This is a genomic window from Limosilactobacillus reuteri (assembly GCF_002254085.1).
GTDB lineage: Bacteria > Bacillota > Bacilli > Lactobacillales > Lactobacillaceae > Limosilactobacillus > Limosilactobacillus reuteri_K.
On record NZ_NGPY01000074.1, the window covers coordinates 1 to 474 of the forward strand.

General features: G+C 56.3%; 1 protein-coding gene. It reads left to right on the forward strand.

Features of this window, described 5'->3' with window-relative positions; translation table 11 throughout:
- The coding region (locus tag CBG10_RS11325) for a hypothetical protein (RefSeq protein WP_179231261.1) at positions 1 to 474 on the forward strand (474 nt) is incomplete at both ends.

Sequence of the window (474 nt, forward strand, 5' to 3'; positions counted from 1 at the left end):
CACTTGTTGGGGCGCTTGTTGATGCGATTTGTGGCGCGCTTGTTTATGCGCTCGTTGATGCACTTGCTGAGGCTCTTGTTGAGGCACTCGTTGACGCACTTGTTGACGCGCTCGTTGATGCACTCGTTGAAGCACTCGCTGACGCACTCGTTGACGCGCTCGTTGACGCACTTGTTGATGCACTCGTTGACGCGCTCGTGCTTGCGCTCGTCGATGCACTTGTTGATGCACTCGTTGACGCGCTCGTTGATGCACTTGTTGACGCACTTGTTGATGCACTTACTGACGCACTCGTTGATGCACTCGTTGAGGCACTCGTTGAGGCACTCGTTGATGCCCTTGTTGACGCCCTCGTTGATGCACTCGGTGTTGCGCTCGTTCTTGCCCTGGTCGACGCAGTCCGTGCCGCACTCGTTGATGCACTGGTAGGGGCACTACTTGCCGCCGACGTGGCACCTGCACTTAACCTAAACA